Below are 1803 nucleotides of genomic sequence, written 5' to 3' on the forward strand. Positions count from 1 at the left end.
AGCTGAACATCGGCACCAGCACTGTGAGCCGCCACATCAAGGACCTGGAAGCCCGCCTGGGCCTCACGCTGTGCCGCCGGGGGCGGGCGGGGTTTGCGCTGACGGCCGAGGGGCAGCGGGTGTATGACGAAACCCTGCGCCTGCTGGCCTCGGTGCGCAGCTTTCGCGACAGCGTGGACGACATCCACTCGCGCATGGGCGGGCAGCTCGCCGTGGCGGTGTTCGACAAGACCGCCAGCAACCCGGCCGCCCGCATTGGCGAGGCGATTGCCGCCTTCACCGCCCAGGCCCCCGATGTGCAACTGCAACTGCATGTGGGCTCCATCAACGCCATCGAGCGCGGTGTGATCGACGGCAGCTACCAGGTGGGCATCATCCCCGCGCACCGCAGCTCGCAAAGCCTGGCCTACGCCGACCTGTTTGGCGAGACCATGCTGCTGTACTGCGGCGCGGGCCACCCGCTGTTTGGGGCGTCATCGCCTCCGGCCGACTGGCATGCCGTGCGCGGATACCAGTTTGCGGGGCTGGGCTACCACTCGCCCAATATGGAGTTGAGCCACCAGGCCCGGCTGCAGCGTGCGGCCACGGGGTTTGACCAGGAGTCCATCGCCACGCTGATCCTGTCGGGCCGCTTTCTCGGGTTCTTGCCCGACCACTACGCCGAGGCCTTCGAGCGCCAGGGCCGCATGCAGGCCGTGAACCCGTCGCTGTTCCACTACCACTGCCAGTTTGTGAGCCTGATGCGCCGCTCGCCCGCACCCGCCCGCGCGGCCCAGGCGTTTGCGCAATGCCTGGAAGACGCGCACCGCCCTGGTCGCTGACAGGGGCATTGCGGGGCTGCGGCTTGCCAGCGCCCTTGGCGAGGCGGACAATTCACCTTCTTTGCAACATTGTGTGACATCGGGAGCAGCGCCCATGGCCAGTATTTCCTCCATCGGCAGTTCAGGCCTCCAGGCCGCCCAGTTGCGGCTGGACGCGTCGGCCAACAACGTGGCCAACATGAACACCCCCGGCTACCGCCGCGAGGTGGTTGCACAAGAAGAAGTGGCCGAAAGCGCCGGTGTGCGCGCCACCGTGCAACGCGAGCAGGACGCCAAAGGCGTGGCGCTGGAGCAGGAAGCGGTGGAGCAGATGTCGGCCACCTACGCGTTCAAGGCCAACCTGCAGACCATCAAGACGCAGGACGAAATGATGGGCTCCTTGCTGGATGTGAAGGCCTGAGCGCTGCCCATTCAGCGTCCATTTGCATACCCACCCCCATGCCCCGCTGGCCGGGGCATGTTCGTTTCTGGCGCAAGCAGAGAGGATTGCCTGTTATCAGCTGGTATGGGCAAGCCCCGCCAGGCGCTGGACCAGCCAGCGCTGAAAGGCCAGGCCCGAGGCGGTGCGGCTGCGCAGTGGAATGGCGTACATGGTGGTGCTCCTTGTCGTGAGTTTGTTCAGGCGCCCTGAAGGGCTGGACTGCTGCTGGGCGATGCAGTAGCGCTTTGGCGAGCGGTGCGCCGGCCAGCCCGGTCCCACGCCTTTTCATGGAAGAAGAAGGCCACCGCCTGCACCGTGGGCTCCAGCAGGCTCAGGGTGAGCGAAGCCCACAGGTTGCCAGTGACGGCATAGGCCACCAGGGCGGCCACGCAGATGTGGATGAGGTAGTAGCTGCCCGTCTTCATCAGCATGGTTTGGTTCTGGCGGGCAACGCGGCGGATGAGGGACATGGCGGACTCCTTGGTTCAACAGAGCCTGCAGCGGTGCAGCAGGGATGGTTGAATGGTAGTGATTCGCAATAGCGAAAGCCAATTGATCATC

General features: G+C 65.6%; 3 protein-coding genes. 2 read left to right on the top strand and 1 reads right to left on the bottom strand.

Annotated elements, in window-relative coordinates; translation table 11 throughout:
* The first annotated feature begins 2 nt into the window (after positions 1–2).
* Positions 3–821, top strand: coding sequence for a LysR family transcriptional regulator (locus DBR23_RS22790; protein ID WP_233250685.1), 819 nt, complete (start codon positions 3–5; stop codon positions 819–821).
* Between the two features lie 94 nt (positions 822–915).
* Positions 916–1221, top strand: a complete 306-nt coding sequence (locus tag DBR23_RS22795; RefSeq protein WP_015016359.1) for a flagellar basal body protein — start codon at positions 916–918, stop codon at positions 1219–1221.
* A gap of 218 nt (positions 1222–1439) precedes the next feature.
* Here DBR23_RS22795 and DBR23_RS22800 read toward each other — a convergent pair whose 3' ends face one another.
* The gene (locus DBR23_RS22800; protein WP_108499675.1) at positions 1440–1712 is read right to left on the bottom strand and encodes a DUF2061 domain-containing protein; all 273 of its coding nucleotides are present in this window, start codon (positions 1710–1712) and stop codon (positions 1440–1442) included.
* Positions 1713–1803 lie beyond the last annotated feature (91 nt).

Source organism: Acidovorax sp. HMWF018 (assembly GCF_003061035.1).
GTDB lineage: Bacteria > Pseudomonadota > Gammaproteobacteria > Burkholderiales > Burkholderiaceae_C > Acidovorax > Acidovorax delafieldii.